The 23423-nt window shown below is 62.8% G+C and carries 25 protein-coding genes; 20 read left to right on the top strand and 5 right to left on the bottom strand.

What is annotated here, in order from left to right:
• Positions 1 to 172: 172 nt before the first annotated feature.
• Positions 173 to 1276, top strand: coding sequence for a filamentous hemagglutinin family protein (locus ACZYOF_RS15820; protein WP_463716330.1), 1104 nt, complete (start codon positions 173 to 175; stop codon positions 1274 to 1276).
• A gap of 196 nt (positions 1277 to 1472) precedes the next feature.
• On the opposite strand, the gene map is transcribed toward ACZYOF_RS15820, so the two are convergent.
• Both map and ACZYOF_RS15810 read right to left on the bottom strand, forming a co-directional pair.
• A complete protein-coding gene (gene map, locus ACZYOF_RS15815; protein WP_463716329.1) occupies positions 1473 to 2243 on the bottom strand; it encodes a type I methionyl aminopeptidase in 771 nt (256 codons plus the stop codon).
• A complete protein-coding gene (locus ACZYOF_RS15810; RefSeq protein ID WP_130580856.1) occupies positions 2240 to 2452 on the bottom strand; it encodes a ParD-like family protein in 213 nt (70 codons plus the stop codon). The genes map and ACZYOF_RS15810 overlap by 4 nt, the downstream gene beginning before the upstream one ends.
• Positions 2453 to 2943: 491 nt before the next feature.
• On the opposite strand from ACZYOF_RS15810, the gene ACZYOF_RS15805 reads away from it, so the two are divergent.
• The 8 genes from ACZYOF_RS15805 to ACZYOF_RS15770 all read left to right on the top strand — a co-directional run bounded on the left by ACZYOF_RS15805 (position 2944) and on the right by ACZYOF_RS15770 (position 10382).
• Positions 2944 to 3138, top strand: a complete 195-nt coding sequence (locus tag ACZYOF_RS15805) for a hypothetical protein (RefSeq protein WP_207234536.1) — start codon at positions 2944 to 2946, stop codon at positions 3136 to 3138.
• Positions 3135 to 4418 (top strand): sulfite dehydrogenase, encoded by a 1284-nt coding sequence (gene soxC, locus ACZYOF_RS15800; protein WP_282528280.1) that lies wholly within the window; start codon positions 3135 to 3137, stop codon positions 4416 to 4418. Before ACZYOF_RS15805 ends, soxC begins: the two co-directional genes overlap by 4 nt.
• Positions 4405 to 4950 carry a c-type cytochrome gene (locus ACZYOF_RS15795; protein ID WP_282528281.1) on the top strand — a complete coding sequence of 182 codons (546 nt, stop codon included), beginning with the start codon at positions 4405 to 4407 and terminating at the stop codon, positions 4948 to 4950. The genes soxC and ACZYOF_RS15795 overlap by 14 nt, the downstream gene beginning before the upstream one ends.
• A 68-nt stretch (positions 4951 to 5018) precedes the next feature.
• Positions 5019 to 5423, top strand: a complete 405-nt coding sequence (locus ACZYOF_RS15790; protein ID WP_207234535.1) for a DUF302 domain-containing protein — start codon at positions 5019 to 5021, stop codon at positions 5421 to 5423.
• A 208-nt stretch (positions 5424 to 5631) separates the two neighbouring features.
• Positions 5632 to 6603, top strand: coding sequence for a helix-turn-helix transcriptional regulator (locus ACZYOF_RS15785; protein WP_463716328.1), 972 nt, complete (start codon positions 5632 to 5634; stop codon positions 6601 to 6603).
• Between the two features lie 86 nt (positions 6604 to 6689).
• On the top strand, positions 6690 to 8078 hold the full coding sequence (locus ACZYOF_RS15780) for an FAD-binding oxidoreductase (RefSeq protein WP_463716327.1): 1389 nt from the start codon (positions 6690 to 6692) through the stop codon (positions 8076 to 8078).
• Positions 8079 to 8141: 63 nt separating this feature from the next.
• On the top strand, positions 8142 to 9722 hold the full coding sequence (locus tag ACZYOF_RS15775) for a filamentous hemagglutinin family protein (protein WP_463716326.1): 1581 nt from the start codon (positions 8142 to 8144) through the stop codon (positions 9720 to 9722).
• A gap of 285 nt (positions 9723 to 10007) precedes the next feature.
• Positions 10008 to 10382 carry a hypothetical protein gene (locus ACZYOF_RS15770; protein WP_130583685.1) on the top strand — a complete coding sequence of 125 codons (375 nt, stop codon included), beginning with the start codon at positions 10008 to 10010 and terminating at the stop codon, positions 10380 to 10382.
• Positions 10383 to 10413: 31 nt separating this feature from the next.
• Here the strand turns inward: ACZYOF_RS15770 and ACZYOF_RS15765 are convergent, their stop codons facing one another.
• Both ACZYOF_RS15765 and ACZYOF_RS15760 read right to left on the bottom strand, forming a co-directional pair.
• The gene (locus ACZYOF_RS15765; protein WP_463716325.1) at positions 10414 to 11745 is read right to left on the bottom strand and encodes a polysaccharide deacetylase family protein; all 1332 of its coding nucleotides are present in this window, start codon (positions 11743 to 11745) and stop codon (positions 10414 to 10416) included.
• 98 nt (positions 11746 to 11843) lie between these two features.
• A complete protein-coding gene (locus ACZYOF_RS15760; protein WP_463716324.1) occupies positions 11844 to 12626 on the bottom strand; it encodes a polysaccharide deacetylase family protein in 783 nt (260 codons plus the stop codon).
• 121 nt (positions 12627 to 12747) lie between these two features.
• On the opposite strand from ACZYOF_RS15760, the gene mgtE reads away from it, so the two are divergent.
• The 8 genes from mgtE to ACZYOF_RS15720 all read left to right on the top strand — a co-directional run bounded on the left by mgtE (position 12748) and on the right by ACZYOF_RS15720 (position 19165).
• A complete protein-coding gene (gene mgtE / locus ACZYOF_RS15755) occupies positions 12748 to 14169 on the top strand; it encodes a magnesium transporter (RefSeq protein ID WP_463716323.1) in 1422 nt (473 codons plus the stop codon).
• Positions 14170 to 14235: 66 nt separating this feature from the next.
• Complete coding sequence (locus ACZYOF_RS15750) at positions 14236 to 14532, top strand: helix-turn-helix domain-containing protein (protein WP_463716322.1); 297 nt, start codon at positions 14236 to 14238, stop codon at positions 14530 to 14532.
• 36 nt (positions 14533 to 14568) lie between these two features.
• Positions 14569 to 15387: an aldo/keto reductase gene (locus ACZYOF_RS15745; RefSeq protein WP_463716321.1), complete on the top strand. Its 819-nt coding sequence runs from the start codon at positions 14569 to 14571 to the stop codon at positions 15385 to 15387.
• 65 nt (positions 15388 to 15452) lie between these two features.
• Positions 15453 to 16298, top strand: coding sequence for a hypothetical protein (locus ACZYOF_RS15740; RefSeq protein WP_463716320.1), 846 nt, complete (start codon positions 15453 to 15455; stop codon positions 16296 to 16298).
• A 96-nt stretch (positions 16299 to 16394) separates the two neighbouring features.
• A complete protein-coding gene (locus tag ACZYOF_RS15735) occupies positions 16395 to 17051 on the top strand; it encodes a glutathione S-transferase family protein (protein WP_130584194.1) in 657 nt (218 codons plus the stop codon).
• Positions 17052 to 17346: 295 nt separating this feature from the next.
• Positions 17347 to 17550: a hypothetical protein gene (locus ACZYOF_RS15730; protein WP_130231764.1), complete on the top strand. Its 204-nt coding sequence runs from the start codon at positions 17347 to 17349 to the stop codon at positions 17548 to 17550.
• Between the two features lie 156 nt (positions 17551 to 17706).
• Positions 17707 to 18684, top strand: a complete 978-nt coding sequence (locus ACZYOF_RS15725; RefSeq protein WP_463716319.1) for a hypothetical protein — start codon at positions 17707 to 17709, stop codon at positions 18682 to 18684.
• A 40-nt stretch (positions 18685 to 18724) separates the two neighbouring features.
• Positions 18725 to 19165, top strand: a complete 441-nt coding sequence (locus ACZYOF_RS15720) for a DUF1489 family protein (protein ID WP_130583611.1) — start codon at positions 18725 to 18727, stop codon at positions 19163 to 19165.
• Positions 19166 to 19198: 33 nt separating this feature from the next.
• On the opposite strand, the gene panC is transcribed toward ACZYOF_RS15720, so the two are convergent.
• Positions 19199 to 20050 (bottom strand): pantoate--beta-alanine ligase, encoded by an 852-nt coding sequence (gene panC, locus ACZYOF_RS15715; RefSeq protein WP_463716318.1) that lies wholly within the window; start codon positions 20048 to 20050, stop codon positions 19199 to 19201.
• Between the two features lie 284 nt (positions 20051 to 20334).
• Here panC and ACZYOF_RS15710 point away from each other — a divergent pair, with 284 nt between their 5' ends.
• The 3 genes from ACZYOF_RS15710 (at position 20335) to ACZYOF_RS15700 (ending at position 23415) form a co-directional block, all read left to right on the top strand.
• The gene (locus ACZYOF_RS15710; RefSeq protein ID WP_463716317.1) at positions 20335 to 21258 is read left to right on the top strand and encodes a division plane positioning ATPase MipZ; all 924 of its coding nucleotides are present in this window, start codon (positions 20335 to 20337) and stop codon (positions 21256 to 21258) included.
• A gap of 386 nt (positions 21259 to 21644) precedes the next feature.
• Positions 21645 to 22559 carry an alpha/beta fold hydrolase gene (locus ACZYOF_RS15705; protein WP_463716316.1) on the top strand — a complete coding sequence of 305 codons (915 nt, stop codon included), beginning with the start codon at positions 21645 to 21647 and terminating at the stop codon, positions 22557 to 22559.
• A gap of 91 nt (positions 22560 to 22650) precedes the next feature.
• On the top strand, positions 22651 to 23415 hold the full coding sequence (locus ACZYOF_RS15700) for a vWA domain-containing protein (protein ID WP_130583607.1): 765 nt from the start codon (positions 22651 to 22653) through the stop codon (positions 23413 to 23415).
• Positions 23416 to 23423: the final 8 nt, after the last annotated feature.

The following is a 23423-nucleotide window of genomic DNA, read 5'->3' as shown; positions in this document are numbered from 1 at the left end:
CTTGTTCTGCCGGCGCTTTGCCCGGTCCGGATTTCTGTTTCATCTTCGCTCCTGGTGGCTACGATGAACCAGAAATCCTCCCTCCGCAAAATCCTTCAATTTGTCTCAAAGGTCTCGACGGCGAACACTCGGCCAGAGTGCGGATCAGCGTAACCAATTCACCTGCAACGCCATGCTCTACGCCTGGCTGCAAACACACTACGGCTATTCCGGTAATCAAGCGGGAGCGCTGACCTTCTTCAATGCTCTGCCCATGGTTGAGCAGTCGGCATTCAGCCGCATTGTCTATTTCGCGGAATTGACGGCCAGCGGGCGCGAGTACAACAATCCCGACAGCCTGCGTTACGGCTCATACCTCCGCGGCCGACAGATGATCGCGACGCTGTTCCCGGAGAGGGACGCGGATAACAACCCGATCCTTCGTTCCGGTGATATCACCATGTTCGGCGGATCGGGCGTGCGCACCAATTTTGGCGGCGACATCCAGATGTTGACGCCCGGGGGACGCACGATCATTGGCGTCGAAGGGCAGGTGCCGCCGGCATCGTCAGGGCTGATCACGCAAGGAAAGGGCGACATCCAGCTCTATTCGAAGGGCTCGATCCTGCTCGGCCTGTCGCGCATCATGACCACGTACGGCGGCGGCATTCTGGCGTGGTCGGAGGAGGGCGACATCAACGCTGGCCGCGGCTCCAAGACGACGGTGCTCTATACGCCGCCCAAGCGCGTCTACGACGACTACGGCAACGTCACGCTGTCGCCGCAGGCGCCCTCATCTGGCGCCGGCATCGCCACACTCAATCCGCTTGCCGGCATCCCGCCAGGGAACATCGACCTGATCGCACCGATCGGCACCATCGACGCCGGCGAGGCAGGCATCCGCGTGTCCGGCAACGTCAACCTCGCGGCGCTGCAGATCCTCAACGCGGCGAATATCCAGGTGCAGGGCACGTCATCGGGCATCCCGACCGTGCAGGCGCCGAACATCTCTGCTGCGCTTTCGGCGTCGAATGCGACGGCAGCCACGCAGCAGACCGCATTGCCGGCGCCAGTCAGCGGCAACGGCCAGCCATCGGTGATTATCGTCGAGTTTCTCGGCTTTGGCGGTGGGGCGGCTAGTCCAGATACTATCGAGGAAGATGAACGCAGCCGACGACGGGATGACCGGCACTCTCAAAATCCTACGAGTCCAGTACAAGTGATCGGTGCCGGAACTCTTGAGCAAAACGCCATCAGCCAACTCACCCCAGACGAGAGGAAGCGACTGGTTCAGTAGGCAACTGGCTATCACCCAGTTCACGAGATAGAAATAGAGCGTTTTCGAGCGAAGTGGACATCGGTTCGCGCGAAGAAAACGCGTCATAACAAGAGTCCAAAGCTTCGGTTCTGATTCCATCAGAACCGAAAATGCTTTAGAGCCAGGGCTCTCGCTCCAAACCTCGGTATTCGTCAGCACATACCGAGGCTTTGTATCATGCGGCGGGCCGTGCTTCGTCCGGACGCAACGTCAACACGCGGACGCCGTCATGAGTGACAGCAACCGTGTGCTCGAACTGTGCGGAGAGCTTCCCGTCCACTGTGACGACGGTCCATCCGTCCTGTTCGGTTCGAACCGTCCTGCGCCCTTGATTCAGCATGGGCTCGATCGTGAAGACCATGCCCTCTCGCAGCGTTAGGCCGGTCCCCGGCTTTCCGAAATGCAGCACTTGCGGTGCTTCGTGCATCTCGCGCCCGATGCCATGACCGCAGTATTCTTGCACGACCGAATAGCCGTTCCGCTTTGCGTGCCGCTCGACGGCGTAGCCGATGTCGCCAAGCTTTGCGCCCGGGCGAACGGCGCGGATGCCCTTCCACATGGCCTCATAGGTGGTGCGAACGAGCCGCCTTGCCGCGGGCGCCACATTCCCGATGAGGAATGTCTTGCTGGAATCGGCGATATAGCCCTGCTTCTCGAGCGTGATGTCAAAATTGACGATATCGCCGTCCTGCAAGACCTCGTTCCTCGACGGCACGCCGTGGCAGACGACCTCGTTCCTCGAACTGTTCAGCACGAAGCCGTAGCCATACTGGCCCTTGCTGGCGGGCCGCGCGCCGAACTGATCGACGATGAGTGCCTCGACGAGGTCGTTGACCTGCAGGGTGCTCAATCCGGCGAGGGGCTGCCTATCCAGATGCGCGAACACCGACGCAAGCAGACGCCCCGACTCCGCCAGTAGCTCAACCTCGGCCGGCGTCTTCGTCATGCGGTCGCAGCCGCGAGATCAAGGGCGTCGACGCCCGCCTCCTTCAGCTCACGCGCCACAAGCTCTTGGAAGGTGAGGCCAGGGTTCAGTTCGCAGAGCATGCCGATCTTGATCCAGAACGCCGCCTGGGCGTTGATCGACCGATAGGACGCCTTGCTGGCCCGCCGCAGCTGCTCGTGCAGCTCATCCTCGATATTGACGATACCCACTGAGCGCTCCAAAATATACGATTCGTATATGCTTTATATACGCGGGCTTGGGGCGCGGCAAGAGTTGCGCGCCGGATGCGATGCCCGAGCGTCGCAGCCGGACGTTGGCGCCGGCGCCAATGCCGATCGAGCCGGCGCACAGTCGGCGGCGCTGGCGCGCTCCAGGATACAATTTCGGAGAAAAGCGTAGGAGCACCCGACACGGTTCGAACGTGCGAGACCTGCACGAACAGAAAGAAATCGTTCAGATCCAGCATAGGTCACCGTCGTCCAACCTTCGGGACGCTGGGTTCGGATTTCGATGACTTTTGGGCCGATCGTCGGGTGCGTACCTCCCACTCGACACGTTGATCCGGGCGGCCATGCGAATGCGCCGCGCGGGCATCCAATAGTCCACCGGCCTCTGTTCAGATTCTCCCAAACCGCACGAAGGCCGCATATCGGGCTTCGCCCCGCTCTGGAAGCCGCATTGGACAAACCAGGAGAACGCAATGACCAATCGCGCCTACGAACCACTGACCGCTGAGAACGCCGCCCTCGTTCTGGTCGACCATCAGATCGGGCTGATGACCGGGGTCCGGGATATCTCGACCGGGGAGCTGGGCCACGCTCGTCGGCCAGATCGCCGGCGCCATGCGCAAGTGAGCGATCGATCAATCCCGAACAACCGAGGACATCGACAATGACCAATCGGAGCGATATCCCCGTCGAAGAGAGGGACGCCGACCGTGGACGAAGCGGCCTGTCACGCAGGAATTTCATCGCAGCTTCCACGGGCCTTGCGGGAAGCATCGTTGCGGACCGTGCGGCGGCCGACTCCCTTGCCGACGTGCCGCCCCGCGAGGTTGGCGCCGACCTCGGCGGGCACAGCGAGCGATCGAAATACGTCAATATCTCCCGCATTCCCGAAGCCGGTCCAGGCAAGCGCAACGTCGATCCGAGCGATGCGATCAATTCGAAGACGCCGATCGACAAGCTCTTCGGCAGCATCACGCCATCGGATCTGCACTACGAGCGAAGCCATTCCGGTGTGCCTGATCTCGATCCGGTCAAACACCGGCTGCTGGTGCATGGCATGGTGCGGAAGCCGTTGGTGTTCAACGTCGATGACCTCAAGGCGATGCCGCAGGTGTCGCGCGTGGTTTTCATTGAATGCACCGGCAATGGCTGGGAGAACTGGAAGAAGGCTGACGAGAACCTCACCGTGCAGAACACGCACGGTCTCGTCAGCACCAACGAATGGACCGGCGTCCCGCTGAAATTCCTGGTCGAACTTGTTGAAAAGGACCGCGGCTCCAACTGGATGCTCGCCGAGGGCGGCGACGCCGCGGGAGTCGCACGCAGCATCCCGCTCACCGACGAAATCCTGAACGAGGCGTTCGTGGCTTATGGGCAGAACGGCGAGCCGCTGCGGCCCGCGCACGGCTTTCCGATGCGGCTGATAATGCCGGGCTTCGAGGGCAACCTGAACATCAAATGGCTGCGCCGGTTGAAATTCGGCGACCGGCCCTGGATGACGCGTTGGGAAACGGCGCGCTACACGCAGCTTCGGGCCGACGGCAAAGCCACCCAATTTCAGCTCCGCATGGAAACCAACTCGGTGATCACATCGCCCTCCGGAACGATGGTGATCAAGCCCGGCTACCAGCGGATCACCGGGCTCGCCTGGAGTGGTCACGGCAAGATCGCCAAGGTCGAGATTTCGACCGATGGCGCCAAGAGCTGGAAGGAAGCGCAGCTAAATCTGCCGGCATTGCCGAAGGCGCAAACGCGCTTTCAGATGGATTGGACCTGGGACGGTAAGCCGACCAAGATTGTCAGCCGTTCGACCGACGATAAGGGCAATGTCCAGCCCGACCGCAAATCCTTCATCGCCGCGATCGGGACCAACGCACTTTTTCACTACAGCGCGCAGCAGCCCTGGAGCATTGACGAGACCGGGAGGGTTCGAAATGTCCTCGACTAGCAAGGCATTCCTCACTGGCGCGATCGCGCTCGCGCTTGGTTCTCCCGTACTTGCATATGATTTCGGCCGTCCCGCGACACCCGACGAGATAGCGCAATGGGATATCGACGTCAGGCCGGATGGCAAGGGACTGCCACCGGGCAGCGGTACGGTAGCGCGAGGAAAGCAGGTCTTCGCCGATAACTGCGCGGCTTGCCATGGCGACAACGGCGTTGGCGGCATCAAGGACCGCCTCGTCGGAGGGCAGGGCACGTTGGCTTCGGACGCACCGGTGAAGACCGTGGGCAGCTTTTGGCCCTACGCCACCACGCTCTTCGATTACATTCACAGAGCGATGCCTTATCAGGCGCCGGGTTCGCTTGATAGCGATGATACCTATGCCGTCGCGGCCTATATCCTTCACTTGAACGGCATTCTGCCTGCCGACGGCAAGCTCGATCGCGACACCCTACCAAAGATCAAGATGCCGAACCGCGACGGTTTCGTTCCGGAGCCGGAGTTCGATCCGGCCAAGCTGTTCAGGAAGAAGTGAGAATGGGCTTCTTAAGGACTGTCGTCTTCGTGCTGATCGCAACGACTTGGTTATCAGGAGAGCATGCAATGTCCGCTGATGGATTGATCACGCTGCACAGCAGCTTTGGCCCGGAAGAAACGATGCACCGGTTTGAGACTGAGGTCCGAGCCAGGGGCATGACGGTATTCAGCCATATCGACCATGCCGCTGGCGCTGCCACGGTCGGCTTGCCGCTGCGGCCGACAAATCTTCTGATCTTCGGCGCGGCGAAGGCCGGCACTCCGCTGATGCAATCGGTGCAGACGATCGGCATCGACCTGCCGTTGAAGGCGCTGGTCTGGCAGGACGAGGATGGCAAGACTTTCCTTTCCTACAATGATCCCGCCTATATCACGCGTCGGCATGGTATCGGCGAAGCCGCCAGGCCTGTCATCGAAGCGATGTCGGGCGCGCTGAAGGAGATGGCAGCAAAGTCGACAACGGCTCCTTGAGATCAGCGGGAGCCAACGGTGAGGCGCCGCCATTCTGCGGATGTCTGCGCAGGCGGCATCGGCACGGACAAGCGCGGCTCAATAAGAATCATTACACGCGTAACCAGTTAGGAAGAAACGTACAGGGATTTGACTTTTGTCGGGTCTTGGCCTCCGCCATCATCCGCACGCGTCATGGTTAGGCGACGCTGATATCGGGATGAATGTGATGTCGCAAGTCGCTTTCGAGGAAGCTTTACGTCGCGTGGGCATGGAGGTCCGCGGAGGAAATCTGATCGAGGTCCCATGGTCAAACGTTGCAGACGGAGAGTCCGTTGGCAACGTAGCGTGGGCCGGACGGGATATGGGCATCTTCGTGGTCGACTGCGCAGACTCGAAAATCGTCGAGCTGGAGACGTTGGCAAGGAAGGACGTTATCGTCTGTAGTGCTGTGCTCAATCAGGACGGAGCCTGGACGGACTTCGCCGTCGGCGACAGTCGTTTCGACGCGAAGGGCGCAGATATGACGATGGTCTTCGTGCCGCAACACGAGCGCTTCAAGTTTGTAACGAGTGTTTCGCGAGGTCTCAAGGCGGTTACTGTCGTCGTCGACATGATGTCCATGATGAAAGCTCGTGGCCTTCCTGCTGCGGCATTGCCGAAATCGCTCCTGCGCACGATCCGGGGGCGGGAGATCGCGATGGAGACGCTTGTCCCCGGCTATTTTGGCGAGATCGCAAGGGACGTTGCTGCCCGACGGGCCATGTTTCCGTCTCTCGCTACGCTCTACTATGAGGGCAAGACGTTTGAATTGGTTTCCGCTCTGTTGAGCGGGCTCTCCCGACGCGAGGCTTTCCGCGCCGGCGGCGGTGTCTTCGATCCGGGCATTCTTGACCGGCTGGGCTTGGTGAAGCAAATCATCGACCGGGCGCCGCATCGCATTTTGGACGTAGATGCTCTCGCGCGCGTCGCCGCCATGAACAGAACCAAGCTCCGATCCGCCTTCAAGCAGGTCTATGGCACGACACTATCGGGCTATCGCACAGCACTCATGCTGCAACGAGCCGATCGGGCTCTCAAACAAGCAGGAGCCAGCGTTAAGCACGCGGCCCGCCACGCGGGCTACGCGACGACCTCCAGTTTCATCATCGCTTATAAGCGGCAATACGGAGTTCGCCCAGGAATCGTCCTGCGAGATTGAATACTGCGTCGCGAGCGAAACGCTGCGGCGCTAACGATCCATCCTGCGATCTTCGATATCGCCTCCGGTATTCTTTCGGATGTTGCATGTATCACAACCGAGAGTTCGAAAATATGGTGCAGAACGTTATCGGGCAATCCGAGCAGGCGGTGCATGATCTCGAGGCTCAGATGCAGGGCCGGGTCACCGCGCGAGGGGACGAAGATTACGAGAACGCCCGAAAGGTATGGAACGGCGCGGTGGATCACCATCCGGTCGCGATTGCCTTCTGCGAAAGCGCCGAAGACGTCCAGGCTGCCGTGCGAACAGCGCGTGCCCATAACTTGCCAGTATCGGTTCGTAGCCGTGGACACGACGCTGCCGGGCGTTCGGTCCGGTCAGACGCGCTCGTCATCGACTTGTCTCCGATGGACCACGTCCGGATCGACGATCAAGTCGCGACCGTTGCCGGCGGCGCCACCGCCGCCAAGGTTATCGCCGCCGCTGCCGCGCGCAACCTCATGGCCGTGACGGGCTGGAATGGTGTGCCGGGAATGACTGGACTGACGACCGTCGGCGGTTATGGCCCTCTGATTGCAAGCCACGGTCTGGCGTTGGATAGCTTGACTGGCGCCGAACTTGTTCTTGCCGACGGGCAACGGCTCACCGTCGACCGGGACAAAAACCCGGATCTGCTTTGGGCCCTTAAAGGCGGCGGAGGCAATTTCGGCGTAGTCACGTCGATGAAAGTTCGCTTGCACCCCGCTCGCCAGGTTCTGGGCGGCATGATTTTGTTTCCATGGGGAGAAGCAGAGACAGTGCTGGCCCGGTATGGCAAGGCAATAGGATCTGCCAGCAACAATCTCTCCGTCGTTATCGGAATCATTTCCCTACCGGACGGCAGCCCGGCTCTATTCCTGGCGCCAGCGTGGACCGGCGAGATATCCGACGGCGAAATCGTGATGGAGGTCCTGAAGCGCTGCGGTAAGCCCATGCACGTGCAGATCGCGTCAATGGGCTATCAGGACTTGATTCAGGGCTTTGATGCGCGTGTGGCGAATGACAAGCACTATGCGCTCGAGACCCGTTGGATACCGGCACTCAATCCAGAGGCGATGTCTGCCTTGATTGAAGGTGGCGCCAGTCGAACGTCGCCATTCTCGACCATCATCCTTCAGCATTTCCGTGGCCTGCCCACGCAATTTCCCCCGGACAGCACCGCCTTTGGACTGCGACGTGAACATGTCATGGTTGAGATCATATCCTGTTGGGATCCCACTGCTGGCGACAACGGCTCCGTCCACAAACGCTGGGCACGCGATTTTTCTCAGACATTGGCTCCCATGTCGTTGCCGGGCGGCTATCCCAACCTCCTGGGACCGCATGCTCAGGACCAAATCGCTCAGGCTTACGGGAACAACATCACGAGACTTCGGGCCGTGAAGCGTCGTTTCGACCCGGATGGCTTCTTCTCAGCCACGGCTCTCCCCCGCTGAAGCGAGTTGTTGGGCTCACACTGGGTGTTCGCGATCGAGCACTCGAACAACGGAGACTATGCGATGACGGTGCAGAACTTTGCGGAGACAGGCGCGGCGAGCCCTCATGGCGCGACACTTCCGGTTCTCACCCTCAAGCAACTTGACGCAGATCCACATGGAGTCTTTCGCCAGTACCGCAAGGATCACCCTGTCGTGCTGCAGTCTCACCACGGTGTCGCTCGAGCTCGACTCCACGAAAACGGCGCTGAACTCGCAGCGCGATGCCCTGATCGCATTGACAAGCCCGCGCGCATCATAGCCGCCGAGCATGAGCCTTCCGGCGCGGGCCGCAACGTCTACCAGGCCGATCGGGGCGCGGTGACGAGCCTCGGCCCCGTCGCGCCGGGCGATGAGCGTCCGGGGGCATCGGTCGTGATGATGGCCGGTGCCGGCGCGCCGGACTATGGCGCGCTGACGCGCTATCTCGATCCGGCCAACCTGGCGGCGGCGGACAAGCCACTTGCCGATCAGCCTGGCAAGGTGGCGAAGACCTATGAGAAGGACCTCGCCCACTGGCTATCGTCGCACTATGGCTTCAAGGGCACCGAGGCTGACGCACGCGCACGGTTCGCGCTGCTGCCGGCCGACGAGCAGGCGGTGTTCCTGCGACAAGTGTTCTACAGCGAGCTGCGCGACAGCGGCCGGGAATACAACGACGCCAGTGGTCCACGCGCGCGCTCCTATCTGCGCGGTCGACAAGCGATCGCGGCGCTGTTCCCCGACCAGGACGAAGCCGGCCGCCCGATCTCCTATCGGGGCGATATCACGATGTTCGGCGGCTCCGGCATCCGAACGCTGTCCGGCGGCAACATTGAGCTCCTGGCGCCGGGAGGCCAGATCGTGCTCGGAGTCGAAGGTGTGGCGCCGCCGCCTTCGGCCGGACTGATCACGCAAGGATCAGGTGACATCCACAGCTATTCGAAGGGCAGCCTGCTGCTTGGACTGTCGCGGATCATGACGACCTTTGGCGGCAATATCATCGCGTGGTCGGCGGAGGGCGATATCAACGCCGGCCGCGGATCCAAGACGACACAGGTCTATACCCCGCCGAAGCGTGTCTATGACAATTACGGATCGGTGACGCTGTCTCCGACCGTTCCCACGACAGGCGCCGGCATCGCGACGCTCAATCCGATCCTGGAGGTGCCGCGCGGCAATGTCGATCTGATCGCGCCGCTCGGCACCATCGACGCAGGCGAAGCCGGCATCCGCGTCTCCGGCAACGTCAACCTTGCCGCGTTGCAGATCGTGAACGCGGCGAATATCCAGGTGCAGGGCAGCGCTACCGGAATTCCGGTCGCGCAAGCCCCGCCGGTTGCCGCGCTGAGTTCGGCCGGGAACGCCACTGCCGCCACTCAGCAAAGCGCGGCTCGGACGCAGTCGAACAACGATCGGCCATCGGTGATCATCGTCGAGTTTGTCGGCTTTGGCGGTGGCGACGGCTCTCCCGCCCCGAATCCGAGCCCCGAAAAGAAACGGAGCGGTGACGACCAACGAGCCCAAAACCCTGATAGCGCCTACCAGGTGCTCGGCGCGGGCGAGATGACGATGGACGAGGCGAAGCAACTGATCGCCGAACGCCGCCGTCAGATGCGGCCATAGTCGGGTTGTGGCGCGGCGTCCTGAAGCGACGTCGCGCCCGACATGGTTCAGCTCTGGCCGGACGCACTGTTCGCATCGTACAGGTTGAGCCGAGGCGGCTGGCGAACGTTTACGTTGTCTGTGCTGGCGCGGCGGCAAATTTTCCGGACCGAAGTCGGTCGATGGCTTTCCGTAACACCCTTCGCGTACGCTAAGGGTCTGAAAGCTCGTCGGCCGGCGATTCCGAACCCGACGAGCGCCGTCACTCACCGATCGCACGCCCGATGCGGAAATCCGGAAAACAGGATGATCCTGCTCAGCTACATCTATCGCTTCGTCTCCAACTTCGTGTTCCTGGCGCTGGTCTATTTCAGCCTCAACTTCATGGAGAAATACGAGCATCGCGCGCTCGTCGCGCTTCTGGTGCTGGTTTATGCCGCGATGCATGCGGCGTCCGCCTTGCGCTCGTTCTATTTCTTCCAGCGAATCGAACGCCTGGAAGGGGAGGCGCGTCGGCTCGGGACGGCGGTGGTCGAGGGACCAAGTTCGACAGCCTCACGCAAGCAGATCGTCGGTGCCGTTACCGAGCTGCGTCATGCGGGCGAGATCAAGTCCTACATCGACCTGCTGTTCCTGGCGCTCGTCATCCTGCTCTGCATCGCCAAGATCGTGACGAATTGAGCGGATGGCGCGGCAATCTCCGCCGCGGTCTTCAGCGCTTCGCGACCTGAAGTGCGCGTCTGTTCGGCTTCGCCTGCACGGCATGCTTGGGCACGCCACGACCCGCATGGCCTCCTTGCGGGTTCTGATGCACGGCATGCCGGGAATGCGGCGCCTGACGCGCACCGATGGTGCGGGCTCTCGCGGAGATCGGCCCCATCGCATTGGCGGCTTCAGGAGATGCTGCCACCTGTTGCGGACGTTTGGCGGGTAAATGCGACGCGAGCAGCGTCACACGCACGCCTTCGGGCATCCTGAAGACGGAGGAGGCCGGGACCGGCAGGGCCGGGCGGCTGTTCTCGGAGACCCGCAATGGCTCCGGCCATGCCGTCTGCGAGGCGATCGCGGCGCGCGGGCGGCGCAGTCGATCGAACAGGCCTGGATCACGCCAATCCAGATTCGAGAGCCCGGCTGCGGGCAGTTCCTGCGTCTGGACGAACACGAAATTCGGAATCTTCGGCCAGCGCACCGTTGCGACGGTCTCGGACGGCGGATGCAACAGCCATTGCACGGGTTCGGTCGGCGTGGCCGGCCGCTCCGGCGTCGCCGGCACCACATGGACGATCCGATAGCCGCGCGCCTTTAACTCCTGCAGGATTTTCGGCAGCGCCGCCACCGTGCGTGGCTGGATGTCGTGCAACAGCAGGATGCCCTTGCCCTTCGCTTCCAGCCGCTGGATTGCGAGCTCGTAGACGCGCGCCGGAGGGATATGGCGCCAATCGTCGGCGACGAAATCGGCGCTCCAGTTCTGGATCTCACGCGATGCCAGATAGTTCTCGACCGCTTCGGCGCGCAGCAGCCCTGGAATGCGGAAGAAGGGCGCGAGCTTGCTCGCGTCGCCAAGCGCGGCCACCGTCGAGGCGATGCCGGCATCGACCTCCTGCTTGGCCTGCTCCATCGACATCTTGTTGAAGGTCAGCGGATGGTTCTGGCTGTGCGTGCCGACGGTGTGGCCGGCGGCGACGAGCTTGCGGACACCTTGCGGATTGGCTTTGGCCTGACTGCCGATGATGAAGAAGGTCGCCTTCACGCACTGGCTGGCAAGAATGTCCAGCACCTGGTTGCTGTATTTCGGCAGTGGGCCGTCATCAAATGTCAGCACCACTTCGTGATCGTCCAGCGGCAGAGTCTCGGCATATTGCATGGTGCCGATCCGGGGATGCTCGCGGGGATCGACCACCAGCGTGCGCGAGGTGCCGAGCGCGTCGGGATGGCCGGGACAGTCAGCCGCGACTGCGGACTGGCTGCTCGCGCCGATTAGAATCAGCAGGGGGAGGGCAGTCCACGACCGCTTCCAAAATCCCTCGCCAACGCTAGCGATCATAACACCCTGGCTGCATTCTCTTTGTCCGACGCCAAATCCTTACAGGCGGCGTCATGAACGCCACCTTAATGCTTTGTAACCCACAGCCGTCCTTTGGTTCAATGTGTTTGATCCGACACGGTTTTCGGGCCCGGCGGCACGATATGCACAATCCTGTAATTGTGATCGCGCAGATAGCGCAAGAAGGCCGGAAGCATCGCCGCGGTGTGCGTCTTGGGATCGTGCAGCAGGATGATTCCCTTGCCGGCGGCGTTCAGGCGCCCAGTCAGAATCTTCAGCTCCTCCTCCGGCGTCATCTTGTTCCAGTCGCTTGCCCAGAGGTCGGCGCCGAACACCGCGATCCCGCGCTTCTCCAGATTCGCGAGCGTCTCCGGCGACATCTCGAAATAGGGGAAGCGGAAGAACGGCGTGCTCGGCGTCGTGGTCGCGCGCCCATGCAGCGCCGTTTCGACCGCGGCGATGCCCTTGTCGATCTCGCCAATGGCGTCGTCCGGTTTCATGTATTTGAGGTTGTGATGCGTCCATGTGTGGTGGGCGACCGTGTGGCCGAGTGCGGCGATCTGGCGGACCAACTCCGGATGCTCGGAGGCCGGCTTTCCAATCATGAAGAAGGTGGCGCGCACGCATTCATGGGCGAGTGCCGCGAGGATCTTCCGATCGGTTGACGGCCATGGCCCGTCGTCGAACGTCAACACCACCTCGTGATCCTGCAGGGGCAATGTCTCGGGAAAGCTCTTGGTGCCGACGCGCGGATAGGTCGCGGGATCGACGGTCAGGACGCGCGACGTTCCAAGCGCATCCTTGCGCGGGCATTCGTCGGCGGCGTGCGCCGCGCCGGTCCACGCGAGCAGGGCAAGAATGGCTGCACCGAACGTTCTCATAAGCACACCTGTTCTTCGCGATTGGCGATATTTGGCATTGCGCGTGACGCGGCCGATTGGGTAATGCGTGCAACGATAACTCAGACGAGTTCCTTCCTTCTGTCAAACGGTGAGGCGCGGCATGGCCGAGAATATCGACGCTGCCAATCCCGCCGAAGCGTCCGTCCTCGAGCGGCTGCCCATGCGGGACGAGGAGGGGCAGCTCCGCCACGAATTCGTCGAAAATATTGCGAGCGCGATCCACGCGGCCGACCGGCCGTTCCTGTGCGAGGTCGTGGCCGAACTGCATGAGGCGGATCTCGGCGATCTCATCGCAGCGCTCGCGCCGGAAGACCGCGTCAGCCTTGTCGAGATCACCGGCACCGATTTCGACTTCTCGGCACTGAACGAGGTTGACGATACTGTTCGCGAGGAAATCCTCGAAGAGCTCGAGCCGGAGACCGTTGCGGAAGGCGTTCGCGAGCTGGAATCCGATGACGCCATCGAGCTTCTCGAAGGTCTCGACGAGGAGGACAAGGAGGAGATCCTCGACAGGCTTCCGCCGTCGGAGCGCGCCGAGCTCGAACGCAGCCTGCTGTATCCCGACAACTCCGCCGGCCGGCGGATGCAGACCGAGTTCATCGCGGTGCCGCGAGATTGGACGGTGGATCAGACCATCGACTACATGCGCGAGACGCCCGACCTGCCGCACCGGTTCTACGAGATCTATGTGGTCGACAGCGACAGGCACTGGCTGGGCGCGGTACCGCTGGACGTGCTGCTGCGCTCGCGCCGCCCGGTGCCGCTCACCGATCTGATCGACGAAGATCGCCGCCGCGTTTCCGCCCTGGAGGACCAGGAAGAGGTCGCGCGGATGTTCGGCAAGTACAATCTGGTGGCCGCGCCCGTGGTCGACACCACAAACCGGCTGGTCGGCGTCATCACGATCGACGACGTCGTCGACGTCATCGAGGAGAAGGCTGACGAAGACCTCAAGGCGCTCGGTGGTGTCACCAGCCACGAAGAGTTGTCGGACAATGTCTGGACGATCGCGCGAGGGCGCTTCAATTGGCTGCTGGTCAACCTCGCGACCGCCTTTCTTGCGTCCTCCGTGCTCGGCCTGTTCGAAGGCCAGCTCGAAAAGATGGTGGCGCTTGCGGTGTTGGCGCCGATCGTCGCCAGTCAGGGCGGCAATGCCGCGACCCAGACCATGACGGTCGCCGTGCGTGCGCTGGCCACCCGCGAGCTCGGATCCTACAACGCCGTTCGCGTCATCCTGCGCGAGGTCATGGTTGGCCTCGTCAACGGCCTTGCCTTTGCCGTCATCACCGGCATTGCCGCGGTCGCCTGGTTCAAGATTCCGGGCCTTGGCGTGGTAATCGGGCTCGCCATCGTCTGCAACCTGGTTGCCGGTGCGCTCGGCGGGATTTTGATCCCGATGGTGCTGGAGCGCGTGCGCGCCGATCCGGCGGTTGCGTCCGGCACCTTCGTTACGACGATCACGGACGTGGTCGGCTTCTTCTGCTTCCTCGGCATCGCCACTTTGTGGTTCGGCCTGAATTAGCACCTTGCTTAGCGTTAAGCGGCTCTTAAGTCAGTTCGCCGACAATGCGGCTTTCCGGAGCAGACCATGAAGCGTTTGCGGCTGAAAGCGGATGGACGGATTGTCGAGCTGCGCGACGGGCAGGAGTTCCCGCTCGCACCCGAGACGCCAACCGGGCCGCTCACGGTCCGCGACCTCCGCCGCCGATCGCACCTGACCCAGCTCGAATTCGCCGCCAAGCTCGGCGTGCCCGTGGAAACGATCCGCAACTGGGAGCAGGGCAAGCGGGCCCCGCGCGGACCAGCACGGGCGCTTCTGGCGGTCATCGCCCATTCGCCGGAAACGGTATTCGCGGCGCTGGCGACAGAGGTCTCTGCGGCCTGAGTTGGCAGCGGAGCAGCGGCGGCCCATAATGGGCGCATGAACATCATCGAAGCCAATGGCGCCAGGATCCCGGCGATCGGGCTCGGCACCTGGGAACTGCGCGGACGCACCTGCGCGCGCATCGTCGAGCGGGCGCTCAGGCTCGGCTATCGCCACATCGACACCGCGCAGATGTATGACAACGAGCGCGAGGTCGGCGAGGGGTTGCGCGCGTCCGGCGTGAGGCGCGACGACGTCTTCATCACGACCAAGGTCTGGACCACCCATTTCAGGCCCAACGACCTGGAGCGTTCGGCCAAGGAAAGCCTGGCGCGGCTGCGGCTGACCGAAATCGATCTCTTGCTGCTGCACTGGCCGAACCCGCAGGTGCCGCTCGCGGAAACGATGGGTGCGCTGGCGCATGCCAAACAGCTTGGGCTCGCGCGCCATATCGGGGTGTCCAACTTCACGATCGCCTTGATCGAGGAGGCGGTGGCGGCTTGCGCGGAGCCGTTAGTGTGCGACCAGGTCGAGTATCATCCCTATCTCGATCAGGCGAAGGTGAAGGCCGCCTGCGCCCGGCACGGCATGGCGCTGGTCGCCTATAGCCCGATCGCGAAGGGCCGCATCCGGAACGACCGTGCATTGGCGCGGATCGGCGACCGCTACCGCAAGACGGCGGCCCAGGTCTGCCTGCGCTGGCTGGTGCAGCAGAATGTTGCCGCGATCCCGCGGACATCGAAGCTCGAACGGCTGTCTGAGAACATCAACGTCTTCGATTTCGAATTGTCGGAGGACGACATGAGCCTGATCTCGGCCATGGGCAGCGCCTCAAGCCGCCTCACTGATTTCGGCTTCGCGCCGAAATGGGATTGAGACACCCCTCGATTGCCCGCTATGCTGATGACGGGCAGGGGGCTGTCAAACCTGATCAGTTGCGAATGAACCTGCGGGAGCTCATTCCTGTGGACGTGACGGCGTCGGCGGTTGCGCACGTGTCCGTGCTGGCCCTGGTGCTGCTCCTGTCCGAAGTCCATCCGTTTGACGTCGTGGCGGCCGACACCGTTCCGGTCGACATCGTCACGCCGCAGGACATCGAGAAGAAGGACATCGAGAAAAAGCCCGAACCGACCCCATCGCCGTCGCCTTCTCCGTCGCCGTCAATCGATCTGTCCGCGCTCCAACAGCCGCCTGTAAGCACGCCGCCTCCACCGGCGCCGCAGCCGGCAGCGTCGGCGCCGCCGCCCCATGAGAAGCAGCCGGCACCGGCGGAATCAGCTTCGGCTCAGCCGCAGGTCGCGGCAAAGCCGGCGGGCGGCCCAGCCTACACGCCGCCGGAGCCTGATCTCTCGATCAAATACCATGTCCAGCTCGGCCTGCCGCCGGCCCTCCCGCCGATGGCGGCACCAGCCCCACCCCTGGCCGCGCGCTACGGTGGCAAGGTCGACGACGATTTCGATGCGCCGGCAGTTAGGGCAGCCGACCTCACCCCGAGCGTCGTCGCCGAGTTTCGCCGCCATCTCAAGACGTGCTCGAAGCTGCCGGCATCGCTAAAGCCTTCCGACGACGTCAAGGTCACGCTGCGCGTGTTCTTGACGCCGCAGGGGCGGCTCGCCGACGAGCCTCTGCTGATCGAGGCGAGTGCGTCCGAGAAGGGACCGATGCTGATGCGTGGCGCGATGAGTGCACTGGAGGCGTGCCAGCCCTACACGATGCTCCCGGCCGATCGCTATGGCGAGTGGAAGACGATCGACCTCAGCTTCACGCCGCAGGATTTTCCTTCCTAGGCTTGTCGCGTGAAGTCGCCATGGGCGGCGATCGCTTGCCGGTTGGACGACCGCGCCGCGCTATGGCAAAATAGCAATCCAACCGGATTCCCGCACATGTTGAAGCTCGTCATCGGCAACAAAAACTATTCGTCATGGTCGATGCGGCCGTGGCTGGCGCTGCGCGCCAACAACATCCCGTTCGAGGAAATCTTCATCCCGCTCTACACCGATGTGAAGGCGGACAAGGATCGGATCCTGAGCTTCTCGCGTGCCGGCAAGGTGCCGACGCTGATCGATGGCGATGTCACGGTCTGGGATTCGCTGGCGATCATCGAATACCTCGCCGAGAAATATCCGGAAACAAGACTGTGGCCTGAGGATCGCGCGGCCCGCGCCCATGCGCGCTCGGTCTCCGCGGAGATGCATTCGGGCTTCATGCCCCTGCGCAATGAATGCGGCATGAACCTGCATCGCCCGATCCGGGCGGTCCCCTTGTCGGACGACGCTCGCGCCAATGTCGCGAGGATTCAGGAAATCTGGGCGGACTGCCACGCGCGCTATGGCAAGCAGGGGCCGTTCCTGTTCGGGGTGTTCTCCGGCGCGGATGCGATGTTCGCTCCGGTCGTGCATCGCTTCCGCACCTATGCGATCCCGGTGAAGCCCGAGGCGCAGGCCTATGTCGATGCGATGACGTCGCTGCCGGCATTCCAGGAGTGGACGCGCGACGGGCTTGCTGAAACGCTCATCATCGAGCGGTTCGAGACCGTCTAATCCGGTCGACCAACTCGCCCAGGTGCCGGCCCAGTACCTTCCGTGCGAGCGCGAATGGCAAGCTGCCCCATAGCGGCTGATCGCGGGAACCCGAACTTTTCGCTGTTGTCGCCGTGGAACGCGGCTCAGTCGCCGGAAAACCTCCTATCACGCTGAAAAATCTGCAAATTTCGTGTATTTGCCTTGCCCCGATCCCGCTGGATTTTGGGGCCGTTGCTGTGCTAGCTTGACGCAGGGTTCTCAATGTTGGCCGCTGCTGTGGGACCTAAGGCGGCGCGGCCGACGATCCAAGAAAATGGAGAGGGCGTTGAAGCACAAGTACGGCGTTGGAGAGACTGTCTATTTCACTGCGAGCAACGTGTCTCGTCCGGCCGCTACCGGGACCTATCAGGTGGTCCGGCTGCTGCCGACCGACGGTGACGATTGCCAGTACCGCATCAAAAGCTCGACCGAAGCTTTCGAACGGGTTGCCAAGGAAAGCCAGCTCGCCCTGTCCTGAAGAGAGCTGTGCGCAAGCACCCGGTTGGCGCGGTTCCCTGATGGGTCGCCGTCAAAAGGCCCCGTTCGCAGAACGACTCTGCCGAGGGGCGAATGCCCGAAAGGAGGCGTTCGCCTTTCGCAACTGTGTTTTATGCTGCGTTGAGGGACATCGCGTATGAGCTGGGCTTCTTCGCTGGATCATATCTGGCGCTCCGCGACTTTTCCGATGTGGCTGACGCTGGCCGCTGCAGGATTTTTTGGGGTGATCCTGTTGATCACGCTGTTGCGCGCGGAGAAATCCGTGGCCAACGGCGCGTTGACGGTCATCACCTTGCTTGCGATTGCGGTCGCTGCTGCCGCGACCATTCGTGGCTTCGATTCCGGCAGCCGGCTTGCTTCCGCTGATGTGCGTTCGGCACAGCCGGTCGTCGCGGCGCCAGCCGCGCTGGCCTGCATCGATGACCTCGCGGGCGATGCCGTGCTGAACGCCTGCGAAAAGGTGTTGTTCGGTTCCGCCGACTCTGCGGCTGCCGCGGTCGCCTATGCGGCTTCCCAGATTACCCGCCTGACGTCGTTGGGCGATCTCGCGACCGCCGAGCGCAACACGTCGCCCGAACTGCAGGCGCTGCGGCGCGCGATCGAGCGGGATCGCTACGGGCTCATGGCCTATGTGCTGATGGCACGAGACCATTGCACGCCGGCTTCATGCGCGGCGTTCGGTTCGCTCGGGACCAGCCAGCAGATCGCGTCCAATATGGACGAGCGCCTCTATGAGAACCTGGTCACCCGCTACGCGCCGTCGTGGAACGCGCCGGCGCCTGCCATTGCAGCGGCGGCCGGAGCAGGGGTGCTCGGAGCACTGCCGCCATCCCTCCCGACCGGCAAACCTACCAACGCCGAGTTTCCGTCGGCCGCGAACACCCCTCCGATCAGCATCATGACGCCTGAGCCCGCACCGAAGCCGCCGCAGGCCGCGACGGCTGCCACGACCGCAGCTCCGCCTGCGCCACGTTCCGCGCCAGCGGCTTCGCCCGCGCCGCCGGCCGCTGCCAAGAAACAGGCGGTGGCCAAACGTCCGCCGGCACCCGCGCCGGTGCCGATCACGCCGCCACCGCCGGCGTCCACAGCCGCTCCTGCAACTTCGGACGACTGATCTTTTCAAAACCGGTGCCGGCGGCTAAAGCGAAACGATCATGCCGCTTCATCTCATCAAGCTCGCCGTCGGTTGTGACTCGGTCAAGGAACTTAAGACCTGGGTCGCCGAACGGATGGCGACCGCGAAGAAGAAGGGCCTGCCGCAGCGTCATGTCCACATCACACGGATGACGCCGAAACGGGAGGAGGAAATCCTTGCCGGCGGCTCGCTCTATTGGGTGATCCGCGGCGAGATCGCCGCGCGCGAGAAGATCATCGCGATCGAGCCGTTCCGCGACAAGGACGGCATCGGCCGCTGCCGCATCGTGATGCAGCCCAAGGTGATCACGGTATCGCCGCGCCCGATGCGTCCCTTCCAGGGCTGGCGCTATCTCACCGCCGATGCCGCGCCGCCCGACCTGACCAAATCGGCCGCTTCCGGCGTCGCGGCGATGCCCGAACCGATGCGGCGCGAACTGCGCGATCTTGGATTGCTGTAACGGCTGGTCGGGTTACACCGATATCCGGTCGGGTTACACCGCGATATTGTCGATCAGCCTCGTGGTGCCGAGCCGTGCGGCCACCAGCATCCGCAGCGGGCCATCCTTGATCGAGACGATCGGCGCCAGCGTCTCGGCGTGGCGCACTTCCAGATAGTCGAGCTTGAAGCTGGCCTTTTCGATCAGCTCGGCGCCTCCGGCGACAGCCGGCTTGATCGCTTCACCGGCACGGATGCGGCGGGCGGTTTCCTTCATGACGCGATAGAGCTCCGGCGCCACGCGCCGTTCTTCGGGCGAGAGGTAGACGTTGCGGGATGACATTGCGAGCCCGTCGCGCTCGCGCACGGTTTTGGAGCCGATCACCTTGACGCCGAGGTCGAGGTCGCGCGCCATCTGGGTCACGACGCGGAGCTGCTGAAAATCCTTCTCGCCGAAGATCGCAAAATCCGGCCGGCACTGCGTGAACAGTTTGCCGACGACCGTTGCGACCCCGCCGAAGAAATGTGGGCGGAAGCGGTCTTCGAGGCCGACGGTGGCGGGCCCCTCCGGCGCGATCCGCGTGGCAAAGCCATCCGGGTACATCGTCTTGACGTCGGGATGCCAGATCAGGTCGACCTTCTCGGCGGCGAGCTTTGCGACGTCGTCCTTCCAGGTACGCGGATAGGAGCCGAAATCCTCTGTCGGCGCGAACTGGGTCGGATTGACGAAGATCGAGACGATGACGCGCTGGGCGCGTCGCTTGGCAAGGCGCACCAGCGACACATGCCCGTCATGGAGAGCTCCCATGGTTGGCACCAGCGCTGTCATCGCCTTTCTGCCGCGTAGAGCCTCAACGGCGCGGCGCAAGGCAGGGACGGTGCGGACGACCACGGGACTTCGCGACATCTGGATTCAATCTCTTGGGCTGGTTCGGGAAGGTCTGGTCGGGCGAGACGGGCTTTGACTCGCTCGATGAGGCGGGCGCGCGACCATACCAAGGGGAGGGCGTCGACGCCAAGGCGGCAGGCGCGCGCACCTGACCCGTTTGGGTGACGTCAAACGATTGTGGGCTGACATATCCGGCGACCGATTCATGATTAAGGAAGACAGTCGGCTGCCCCTTAAGCGCATGGCGCATTTCACTTGACCGTCGAAGCGCCCGATTTGAAGATATCGAGGGGGATCAGGTCATGCTGGTACAGGCTAGTCAGGGGCAATCCGGCTCCGCCCATGTGGTGGTGCTTGGCAACGAGAAGGGCGGTTCGGGCAAATCCACCAGCGCCCTCCACATCGCAGTCGCGCTGATGAAGGCCGGCCAGCGGGTCGCCACCATCGATCTCGATTGCCGCCAGCAAAGCTTTACCCGCTACATCAATAACCGGCGCGCCTGGGCACGGCGCACCAAGCTCGACCTCGAAATCCCCGTGCATCATTGCATCAAATACGGCGAGACGATGCAGATCGCGGAGAACGAGAACGCCGAGTTCCAGCAGTTCATGGCGGCGATCAGCGCGGTCGAGCGCAATTTCGATTTCATCGTCATCGATACGCCGGGCACCGACAGCTACCTGATGCGGCTCGCCCATTCGATGGCCGACACGCTGGTGACGCCGATCAATGACAGCTTCCTCGATTTCGACGTGCTGGGCACCATCGATCCCGCCACCTATTCGGTGACGGGCGAAAGCCATTACGCCGAGATGGTGCGCGACGTCAGGCGCAAGCGCCGGCAGGTGGACGGCGCGACCACCGACTGGATCGTGGTCCGCAACCGCCTCTCGATGCTTGGGTCGCGCAACAAGCAGCTCGTCGCAAGCGGCCTGAAACAGTTGTCGCTGCGGCTCGGTTTCCGCTCGATCGACGGCTTTGCCGAGCGCGTCGTCTACCGCGAATTCTTCCCGCGCGGCCTGACCGCGCTCGACGATATCGACGAACAGACGCTCGGCACCCGGCCCAGTATGGGCCACGTCACGGCGCGCGAGGAGGTGACAGGCCTCCTGCGCCAATTGAAGCTGCCGCTGGACGAGCGCGGCCGCCGCCGCGCGGCCAACCGGGCCGAATGGTTCAGCCAGGTCGACAAGCCGCTCGAGATCCACGACATCATCGCAACTTGACGGGGTCGGCTCACGCCAGCTTCAGAAACCGACGGCCCGCGTCGTCCGCCGATGGAACTCGCCCGTCACCCCGGCTTGGACCCCGTGCGACTACGGGGGAGGGCCAAAAACCCAGGAACAAACCTCAAACTGGCCCGTTTCATTAGAAATGTACCGAGCGCCTGAACCCGAATTTCGCGGCGCCGTCATAGGGTTAGGAGGAAAGCCAAATCCCACAGCGACTTGTGCAGATGCACAAGGATTAGGTGCATCGCACAACGATCAGGCGGTCAACACACAACATTTGGACTTCCCGTCACGTCGCTGTGACATATATCATCCAGACGGACCGTCAGAGTCCGGACAAATGGGATATAGCGCCAGAGGCGGGCGCGCCGAGGACGAATATGAAACGTGGAATTACCGTTCTGCTTTCACTTACCGTGCTTGTTACTGGCGCGTATTTCACCGCCAGCAAGTGGGCTATCCGTCACGAGACACTCAAATTCTATGATCCGGCGCGCGACAATCGCCTCGTTCCCGTCGACGTGGCCGTGCGCTGGGACAAGGAGATGCAGGCCAACGCCGGCATGATCACCCTGCCGGTGGCGATCCTCAACCACGGCAACACCGTCAAGAACACCGAGTATTCGTTCCTGACCAACATCTTTGCCGCGCGCGGCTATTTGGTGATCAGCCCGCAGCACGACCTGCCGACAGACCCGCCGATGGTGACCAAGGCTGGCGAGATCTATGTCGGCCGCCTGCCGCAAATCCAGCGCGGCGTGGCCAACATCCACTTCGCCATCGACGAAATGAAGAAGCTCCAGCCTAACGCCGACTATGCCAAGGTCACCATGGTCGGACACTCCATGGGCGGCGACATCTCGATGTACTTCGCCAAGCAGTATCCCGACGAGATCAAGAAGGTCGTGACGCTGGACAATCTGCGCGTGCCGTTCTTGACCGACGCCAAGTTCAAGATCCTGTCCTTCCGCTCGAAGGACACGCAGTTCAAGCCTGATCCGGGCGTCGTGCCCGATGCCGACGAGTGCGAGAAGTCCGGCATCACGGTGGTGAACACCAACTTCCACCACAATGACATGCGCGACACCGGACCGGACGTCGCGAAGAACTCGATCCAGGCGATGCTCGACAGGTTCCTGGTCGATAGCGACAGTGAGGTGGCGCCGGTCGATACCAGGAGCGCGCCGCCGAAGATCCTCGAGCCGGGGCCGGTCTCACTCTACGTGCCGGATCCCTCGGCCAAGAAGGTCCAGAAGACCGAGACCGAGAAAGATCGCTTCGCGGTACCAAACTGACCTCTGCCCCTCCGCTCGGCGCACCCGCGCGAGCGCATTGACGCTTTCCTGATCCCGGCCCACATAATCCTCGCAGCAACGGCGAGGATTCATGGCTGCCGAACCGACCAAACCGAAATCCGGTAACGACATCGCTGCGCAGGCGGCCGAGGCCCGCCAGTCCGGTCGCTTGCCGGAAGCATCTCCGTCCAGCTCCGACGATATCGCCGCCTTCGTCGCCAAGGCGCGCGCGATGTCGCCGCATCACGCCAGCGGGCGCGGAAGGCTGATTTTTGCACTCGACGCCACGATGAGCCGGCAGCCGACCTGGGACATGGCCTGTGCGCTGCAGGCGGACATGTTTCGCGAGGCTGCCTCTCTGGGCAGTCTCGATATCCGCCTGGTCTATTACCGCGGTTTCAACGAATGCCGGGCGACTGGATGGATTTCCGACAGCGCTCACCTTGCCAGATTGATGGGCAAGATCGATTGCCAGGGCGGCAATACCCAGATCGGCAAAGTGTTGTCCGAGACGCGCCGCGAGGCGGTCGCCTCCGGGGTGCGGGCTGTGGTGTTCGTCGGCGACGCCATGGAGGAGTCCGCCGACGATCTCTGCGCCAAGGCCGGCGAACTCGGGCTGCTCAAGGTACCCGTCTTCATGTTCCAGGAAGGCGGCGACGCCACCGCCGAGCAGACGTTCCGCGAGATTGCGCGGCTGACCGGCGGCGCCTATTGCCGCTTCGATCCGGGCGCAGCGGCGCAATTGCGCGAACTGCTGCGGGCGGCTGCGGCCTACGCCGCCGGCGGCCGCGAGGCGCTGCTGCAATTGTCGAAAACCGCGAGCGGTGCGGCCAAGTTGATCGGCCAGATGAAGTGACTGCACCT

The sequence above is a fragment of the Bradyrhizobium sp. LeoA1Lang genome, from assembly GCF_055413685.1.
The sequence above is the reverse complement of the archived record's forward strand: the minus strand, read 5'-3'. Positions and strand labels throughout refer to the sequence as shown.

Bases quoted from the DNA above. Each gene is read 5' to 3' on its own strand.
- ACZYOF_RS15820 (WP_463716330.1), top strand. From the start codon at position 173: ATGCTCTACGCCTGGCTGCAAACACACTACGGCTATTCCGGTAATCAA.
- map (WP_463716329.1), bottom strand. From the start codon at position 2,243: ATGACGAAGACGCCGGCCGAGGTTGAGCTACTGGCGGAGTCGGGGCGT.
- ACZYOF_RS15805 (WP_207234536.1), top strand. From the start codon at position 2,944: ATGACCAATCGCGCCTACGAACCACTGACCGCTGAGAACGCCGCCCTC.
- soxC (WP_282528280.1), top strand. From the start codon at position 3,135: ATGACCAATCGGAGCGATATCCCCGTCGAAGAGAGGGACGCCGACCGT.
- ACZYOF_RS15795 (WP_282528281.1), top strand. From the start codon at position 4,405: ATGTCCTCGACTAGCAAGGCATTCCTCACTGGCGCGATCGCGCTCGCG.
- ACZYOF_RS15790 (WP_207234535.1), top strand. From the start codon at position 5,019: ATGTCCGCTGATGGATTGATCACGCTGCACAGCAGCTTTGGCCCGGAA.
- ACZYOF_RS15785 (WP_463716328.1), top strand. From the start codon at position 5,632: ATGTCGCAAGTCGCTTTCGAGGAAGCTTTACGTCGCGTGGGCATGGAG.
- ACZYOF_RS15780 (WP_463716327.1), top strand. From the start codon at position 6,690: ATGTATCACAACCGAGAGTTCGAAAATATGGTGCAGAACGTTATCGGG.
- ACZYOF_RS15775 (WP_463716326.1), top strand. From the start codon at position 8,142: ATGACGGTGCAGAACTTTGCGGAGACAGGCGCGGCGAGCCCTCATGGC.
- ACZYOF_RS15770 (WP_130583685.1), top strand. From the start codon at position 10,008: ATGATCCTGCTCAGCTACATCTATCGCTTCGTCTCCAACTTCGTGTTC.
- ACZYOF_RS15765 (WP_463716325.1), bottom strand. From the start codon at position 11,745: ATGATCGCTAGCGTTGGCGAGGGATTTTGGAAGCGGTCGTGGACTGCC.
- ACZYOF_RS15760 (WP_463716324.1), bottom strand. From the start codon at position 12,626: ATGAGAACGTTCGGTGCAGCCATTCTTGCCCTGCTCGCGTGGACCGGC.
- mgtE (WP_463716323.1), top strand. From the start codon at position 12,748: ATGGCCGAGAATATCGACGCTGCCAATCCCGCCGAAGCGTCCGTCCTC.
- ACZYOF_RS15750 (WP_463716322.1), top strand. From the start codon at position 14,236: ATGAAGCGTTTGCGGCTGAAAGCGGATGGACGGATTGTCGAGCTGCGC.
- ACZYOF_RS15745 (WP_463716321.1), top strand. From the start codon at position 14,569: ATGAACATCATCGAAGCCAATGGCGCCAGGATCCCGGCGATCGGGCTC.
- ACZYOF_RS15740 (WP_463716320.1), top strand. From the start codon at position 15,453: ATGAACCTGCGGGAGCTCATTCCTGTGGACGTGACGGCGTCGGCGGTT.
- ACZYOF_RS15735 (WP_130584194.1), top strand. From the start codon at position 16,395: ATGTTGAAGCTCGTCATCGGCAACAAAAACTATTCGTCATGGTCGATG.
- ACZYOF_RS15730 (WP_130231764.1), top strand. From the start codon at position 17,347: ATGGAGAGGGCGTTGAAGCACAAGTACGGCGTTGGAGAGACTGTCTAT.
- ACZYOF_RS15725 (WP_463716319.1), top strand. From the start codon at position 17,707: ATGAGCTGGGCTTCTTCGCTGGATCATATCTGGCGCTCCGCGACTTTT.
- ACZYOF_RS15720 (WP_130583611.1), top strand. From the start codon at position 18,725: ATGCCGCTTCATCTCATCAAGCTCGCCGTCGGTTGTGACTCGGTCAAG.
- panC (WP_463716318.1), bottom strand. From the start codon at position 20,050: ATGTCGCGAAGTCCCGTGGTCGTCCGCACCGTCCCTGCCTTGCGCCGC.
- ACZYOF_RS15710 (WP_463716317.1), top strand. From the start codon at position 20,335: ATGCTGGTACAGGCTAGTCAGGGGCAATCCGGCTCCGCCCATGTGGTG.
- ACZYOF_RS15705 (WP_463716316.1), top strand. From the start codon at position 21,645: ATGAAACGTGGAATTACCGTTCTGCTTTCACTTACCGTGCTTGTTACT.
- ACZYOF_RS15700 (WP_130583607.1), top strand. From the start codon at position 22,651: ATGGCTGCCGAACCGACCAAACCGAAATCCGGTAACGACATCGCTGCG.